General features: G+C 35.2%; 9 protein-coding genes. 2 read left to right on the forward strand and 7 right to left on the reverse strand.

What is annotated here, in order from left to right; all coding sequences use genetic code 11:
* Nucleotides 1–733: 733 nt before the first annotated feature.
* The 7 genes from AC1TPB_RS24450 to AC1TPB_RS24480 all read right to left on the reverse strand — a co-directional run bounded on the left by AC1TPB_RS24450 (nt 734) and on the right by AC1TPB_RS24480 (nt 5344).
* Nucleotides 734–1249 (reverse strand): hypothetical protein, encoded by a 516-nt coding sequence (locus AC1TPB_RS24450; RefSeq protein ID WP_482078877.1) that lies wholly within the window; start codon nt 1247–1249, stop codon nt 734–736.
* Nucleotides 1250–1455: 206 nt separating this feature from the next.
* Nucleotides 1456–1956 (reverse strand): GNAT family N-acetyltransferase, encoded by a 501-nt coding sequence (locus tag AC1TPB_RS24455; RefSeq protein ID WP_482078878.1) that lies wholly within the window; start codon nt 1954–1956, stop codon nt 1456–1458.
* 197 nt (nt 1957–2153) lie between these two features.
* A complete protein-coding gene (locus AC1TPB_RS24460) occupies nt 2154–2630 on the reverse strand; it encodes an NUDIX domain-containing protein (RefSeq protein ID WP_482078879.1) in 477 nt (158 codons plus the stop codon).
* 198 nt (nt 2631–2828) lie between these two features.
* A complete protein-coding gene (locus tag AC1TPB_RS24465) occupies nt 2829–3389 on the reverse strand; it encodes a hypothetical protein (RefSeq protein ID WP_482078880.1) in 561 nt (186 codons plus the stop codon).
* Between the two features lie 159 nt (nt 3390–3548).
* Nucleotides 3549–4034: a DUF5662 family protein gene (locus tag AC1TPB_RS24470; protein ID WP_482078885.1), complete on the reverse strand. Its 486-nt coding sequence runs from the start codon at nt 4032–4034 to the stop codon at nt 3549–3551.
* A gap of 179 nt (nt 4035–4213) precedes the next feature.
* Nucleotides 4214–4696, reverse strand: a complete 483-nt coding sequence (locus tag AC1TPB_RS24475; protein WP_482078881.1) for a hypothetical protein — start codon at nt 4694–4696, stop codon at nt 4214–4216.
* 150 nt (nt 4697–4846) lie between these two features.
* Complete coding sequence (locus AC1TPB_RS24480) at nt 4847–5344, reverse strand: NUDIX domain-containing protein (RefSeq protein WP_482078882.1); 498 nt, start codon at nt 5342–5344, stop codon at nt 4847–4849.
* Nucleotides 5345–5603: 259 nt separating this feature from the next.
* Here AC1TPB_RS24480 and AC1TPB_RS24485 point away from each other — a divergent pair, with 259 nt between their 5' ends.
* Both AC1TPB_RS24485 and AC1TPB_RS24490 read left to right on the forward strand, forming a co-directional pair.
* Entirely contained in the window at nt 5604–5864 is a 261-nt protein-coding gene (locus AC1TPB_RS24485; protein WP_482078883.1) for a hypothetical protein, read from the forward strand.
* The gene (locus tag AC1TPB_RS24490) at nt 5861–6241 is read left to right on the forward strand and encodes a pepsin/retropepsin-like aspartic protease family protein (protein ID WP_482078884.1); all 381 of its coding nucleotides are present in this window, start codon (nt 5861–5863) and stop codon (nt 6239–6241) included. The genes AC1TPB_RS24485 and AC1TPB_RS24490 overlap by 4 nt, the downstream gene beginning before the upstream one ends.
* Nucleotides 6242–6430 lie beyond the last annotated feature (189 nt).

Below are 6430 nucleotides of genomic sequence, written 5' to 3' on the forward strand. Positions count from 1 at the left end.
CGACTTTCCTGAACCTGGGAATCCTGACATTTGTAAAAAAAACATACATACACCTCTAACTTCATAATAGTATTTCCGAGTCTTTCGGATAACGTTCTTGTATTCACGAACTTGCGTAGCAAGTTGTCACTGATTATACTATTCTGCCAAAAGCATCTAAGTGACCAAGGCGTAGCCGCCGCGTGAATACTGTGTTATCCGATGCATCTGACTTCATCGATTCATCTTTCTTATCAAGTGTTTAATGCTTCTTTTCTAAAAAATTCTATGCTTTAGCTTTATGATTCTTAACTGAATGTTGCCACGCTTACTTAAAATATCTTCAATATCTTATTGCCCATAATTATATATTGATTAATCGGTCTTATTCTTTAACTCTGGTTTTAATTGTGTTTTGATATGTTTTTTCTTTTCTATAACTATTTTAGGAGTTAGATCGCCAACTGGTGCATCTATTGATGATCGTGAGTAAAGTAATTCATGATGGTTTAGGTTGAGGGTTCTTAGAGGTGTTGTTCTATTATCTATTATATCAAATGATTTCTTTTGCTTCAGTTATTCATGTTTATTCTATTTTGACCATTCCAGATGTTTCGGATAACGTTCAGGTATTCACGAACTTCCGCAGGAAGTTGTCAGACAGTGATAACTTCCTGAATTCCCTCTGCTGATCAAGGCGCAGCTGTCGCGTGAATACTGTGTTAGATGAAGTATCTGACATCTTTGAATAACCCTACAAATCAGGTTTTATCGATATCTTCTCAATCCATTTTAGGTCTTTTCCAAACTTCTTCTCGACATGCACATAATATAAATCTAATTCCCATTGCTCATGAACATCTTCTATTTTATTCATAATAAATTTTGTCTTGTATTCACCTTTTTTAGTAGGAATTGCAAATCCAATAATATCAACCTCTACTTGATCTGATATTCGATTCTTCAAAACTTCATCTGATTTCCACCAAGTACCTATTGAGCTAGGAGTATAGTAACCTGTATCTTCAATAAAACTGATATTTCCTAATCCAGCTGCAATCGGGTAAAGATAATGATCCGCTAATTCTTCTTTCAGCCTAACCATATTGAGTTCTACTATAAAACTCTTTTCATCATATGGAATAATTCTTCCTTCAATTTGAATGTCATCACTAGTTATTACAGGTGATAAAAGCTTGTAATAGATCATTGAAAACACAAAAACCAGAACCACAAAAACAGCACTAAAATAAATGTTTTTTTTCTTCATTTTTTCATCCCTCCAGATATTTCATCTAACGTTTCCGTGTTCACGACGCCTCACCACCTTAAGGTCACGTAGTGACCTTAAGGTGGTGCAGGTGTGTCCCAGCAATCGCTTCCCCGACTTATCTTCCGGGACCGAGGCGGCTTGTCCGCCGATGCGTGAACACATTGTTATATGATGCCGCCGCTTCTTAGAATCTTCTTCAAGATTTATTCATTTATCCAATAACGACAAACTCCATTGTCAGTATCTTCAAGTAACCCATTGTTACTTTCTATTACTCTTCTAGACCGGTTATTAGTTTCATCGCAAGTTATTAATATGTTACTAATTCCAATTCCTCTAGCTGCTTTAATTAGCTCTGCTAAAAAAATCTTCCCATACCCTTTTCCTCGTTCACTTGGTCTAACAATGTATCCAATGTGACCTCCATGTTTAAGTAGCCTTTCGTTTAATTCATGTCGGAGTTTCCCGTATGCAACTGGTCGTTCATTAATATATAACCAATAAATAGTCTGTCGCACAGTACCATCAGACAAATTTATTCCTTTTGATTTTTCAATTAGTCTTGGCAAGCTAGATCTAAAATCTTCAAAGTTAGATTCAGGAAAATTAGATGTTAATCCATTTTTACCTAATCCAATCTCGCGAATCATTTCGAATATTTCTTGATCATCTGACTCGTTGAGTTCTTTTAAGATTATCTTCACTGAATCTACCTTCTTTCATAATTGTTTTCGGCGGTTTCATATAACGTTTCTTGATTCACGAATTTGCGAATGCAAGTTGTCAGGCAGCAAATACATCCTTGAATTTCCTCTGCTGACCAAGGCGTAGCCGCCGCGTGAATACTGTGTTATCAGATGTTGGGGCCTTCTTCGAAATAATTCAAAATTCCTTATTCTCTTTAATATACTTGTCTTTCTAGTCGATGATCTTCTATTAATTCTATATTTTTCTTATTTTCTGCGTACGCTTTTATTTCTTTCTTGATGTTGGGAATTAGTAATATTGAATCTAGTTCATTTATAGGCATCCACGTTACGGCTGATTGATGTGGGTCGGGGTTAATAGGTAACTTTGGAATTGAATTTTCTTTTAATTTGCATTCAAATATAAGATGTAATCCATGAGGATCTTGAATACTATATTCTCCTGATTGTTTGTGCGGTGCCATCTCATATGTTAAAGCAAGTGATCCTACTGTAACTTCAGCAGTTGTTTCTTCTAAAACTTCTCTGGCAACTCCTTCTTTAATCGTTTCAAATGGTTCCAGTCCTCCGCCTGGAAGATTATAATGAATTCCGTTGTCTTCATATTCAACGAGCAGTATACAACCATTCTCTATAATTAATCCTGTACATCTAATTCTAACATGTGACAAGAGTAGGCCCTTCTTTCCTTTGTTTTTTTATTTCTTTGGACTTTATTGATCTTGCCCCAATTTCTTATAACGTTCAGGTATTCACGAACTTGCGCAGCAACTTGTCACATGAAGCTACTGCTCTGCCAGGAGCATCAAAGTGACCAAGGCGTAGCCGCCGCGTGAATACTGTGTTATGCGATTCCTCGACTTCTACGATTAGACTAGAAATTCTTTTTCAATGTATTTCATATGCTCTTCGTATTCCTTCCAAAATTCATTAATCTGACCTTCGAACTGTTCCCAAGCGGACTTTATAAATCTCCTGTTTTCACTAAAAAAATTATAGGATTCCAAAGCAAATTCATAAACAATTCTTGCATACTCACGATGTGTTAAAATTATTTGAAGGTTTGGGTGAATTCTCTGTTCGTTTTTGAAAAAATTACTTAACTTAACTTCAGTTTCTAATAAAGTAACATCCCACTTGATACTAGAAGGACAGAAAAACATATATACACCGCAACAATTAATTAATGTATCTTCAGTGAACCCTGCAGAGTAATACCTAGGCGGCAATACTTCTAAATTGGGATATCCAAACCTTACAGTTCTCATTAACGAAAGAGCAGCCTCATTAATAACCCATTCTCCATCTTCTTCAGTAGATATAGCAATATTATCTACTTTAATTAAGAGTTGACCATGCGAACATGGTTCTTCTGGGTCATCTGATAAAAAATTTTGATTTAGAGTGTTTATCTCAAATTTATCTTTCATAAATGCTTCCTTCTCTGACTCATTTTGTTTTTATGTATTTTCGAGGTTTCGCATAACGTTCTTGTATTCACGAACTTGCGTAGCAAGTTGTCACTGAATCTGCTACTTCTGCCAAAAGCATCAAAGTGACCAAGGCGTAGCCGCCGCGTGAATACTGTGTTATGTGATGTGCTCGCCTTCTTTGAACTTACCTACATTCTGATTATCTTTAGTAATTAATTGTTCTAATTCTCTTCTTGTTTCAGGATGTAATATTATTTTATCTGTTATAGTAATTTTGGGTTCTTTTACTTTTCTTCCCCACTTCCTTGAAAATGCCTTCCAATCACAATACATCTCAACAATATATTTTTTAGGCATTGGCAATGCCTCTTTGGTTTGTTGATTTACGACCCAATAATTCCAATGATGTTTATTTTTATGTTGATGTTGCAACCATGCATACTTCCATTCTAATTCTGTTTTTTCGTTTTCCTTCATATAAAATTTTCTGGTATAGGGAAAAAACTCTTGGGGAGAGAACTTAGAAAAATCATGAACTATACCTTGTATGTAGAGCCCTTTTTTCCAACATTCAACTAGAACATTGATTTTATGATCTAAGATGTATAAAAAATATTTCCAATATGATTGTAAGATATTAATCTCCTCCCATCATAGCCTATTATGAATAAAAAACGATTTTTCGGGCATGTCACATAACGTTCAGGTATTCACGAACTTGCACAGCAAGTTGTCACTGAATCTACTACTCTGCCAAAAGCATCAAGTGACCAAGGCGGAGTCGCCGCGTGAATACTGTGTTATACGAAGTTCCTGACGTCTCAGAATACACATTCAAAGTGTTGTTGTGTAAAATATTTGATTGATACTGCCTTTTCCAACTCCACTTTTATATTGTCTATAATATCTTCATTAAATTTGTTAATCAGTGCATCTTTTATTGTAATATCGAACCTTCCTATTAACTTCATCTCTTCTTCATCCCAAACTGAGTAAAATCTTAAATACCAATCATTAGAAATTGGTGCTATTCCAATAAATACTTGATGCTCACCTCTCATATTATTCATTAAACTTCTTGACGAATGAACTATTGAAAATAAGTCACTAAATGTAATTGTCTTTTTGTAAATGTGAAATCCATCATGTTCCCACCAATCCTCATATTGTATTAATTCAATATATGGATCTATTGATTGTAAAAACGACACTATTTGTAATAGTGATTTACTTATATTTTCTATTGGGATTTCCCAATCAGTTGTACTGTAATTACTTCCTATTGGAGGTTTGTACTGTTCCATATTCATGTACCTCATTAAGTTAATTATTATTTCAGGAATTTCTTATAACGTTCAGGTATTCACGAACTTGCGTAGCAAGTTGTCACTGATTCTACTACTTTGCCAAAAACATCAAGATGACCAAGGCGTAGCCGCTGCGTGAATACTGTGTTATAAGAAGTTAGCGTCTTCTTCGGTTACTCCTACAATATGGTCTTCAATTAATTCTATATTTCTTTTATTATTTGCATACTCTATGATAGATTTTGCAATGTTTGGAACCAGTTTTACACTGTTCAACTTATCTAACGGAATCCATTTAACTCCCGTCTGGTTAAGCTCAGGATTTATTGGCATCTTAGGTTTCGAATCTTCTAATAACATACTATCAAAGACAATAAAAATCGTATGACTCGTTGGACTATAATCATCTACTCTGTATTGTGGCTCACATTCGTATAAGAAAGCGATTGGTCCTACATTAATATCTGCCGTGGTCTCTTCTATCATTTCCCTTTTGATTGTTTGCTTTATCGTTTCTCCTGGTTCTGCCCCACCTCCAGGCAAGAAATAGTGGAGACCTTTCTTCTCTGATTTGTACTCTACAAGTAAAATTGCTCCGTTTTGAATAATCAATGCCGATGGTCTAATTCTAATATGGTAGGTCACTGAATCCTCCTAAGGATGGGTTTATTTGTTTTTATGATTTTGCGCCAATTTCTGATAACGTTCAGGTATTCACGAACTTGCGCAGCAAGTTGTCACTGAATCTGCTACTCTGCCAAAATCGTCAAAGTGACCAAGGCGGAGCCGCTGCGTGAATACTGTGTTATACGCAGGTTCGTTCTTCTTCGAATTCCCAAGCATTGCTTGTTCTTATAATGGGTTGTACAATTAATATATAATTTCTTGTTGGAGGTGTTCATTCATGAAGTGGGTTAATATTCGTGATTTATTCCCTAATTGTTGGGTTCTTGTTGAAGCTATATCAGCTCATTCCATTAATCATAAAAGATCTATTGATGAATTGTCCTTTATTTCTGATTATATGGATCCAAAAGAAGCTTGGTCTACTTATAAATCACTTCATTTCTCAGACCCATCGAGAGAACTTTATGTATTCTACACTGGGAATGAGAGTATTGAGGTACTAGAACAACCATTCACTGGGATTAGAGGACTTCAATGAATATCGAATTAATTAATGGTCTTCCTATTATTTCACTATCTCTAACCTACAATAATAAATCTATTGTCTTAAATAATGTTCTTCTTGACACGGGTTGTTCAACAACAATTTTTGATACTGATTCGGTGGAACCGATTGGTCTCGATCCAGACTTTATAAATGGACAATCGGTTCGTATGTATGGTGTTGGTGGTCAAAGTGAATTGTGTTACCAACAATTAGTTCAAGGTCTTCAAATCAATGATATTCTGCTAGAACGATTTATAATTCAATTAGGTTTAACTAAAGAACCTTATGGTTTTGATGCAATCCTAGGTGTTGATATTCTTTCTTCTTACGGTTTAAAAATAGATTTCGAGAATTTAATTATTTCATAGGCTTTAACGAACTTGCGTATAACGTTCAGGTATTCACGAACTTCCGCAGGAAGTTGTCACTGATTCTCCTACTTCTGCCAAAAGCATCAAAGTGACCAAGGCGTAGCCGCCGCGTGAATACTGTGTTATGTGATGTCACAGTCCTCTTCGATTAATCTCACAATAGCTCTATTCATTCCACAGTCTTTT

The sequence above is a fragment of the Paenibacillus sp. Y951 genome (assembly GCF_056786395.1).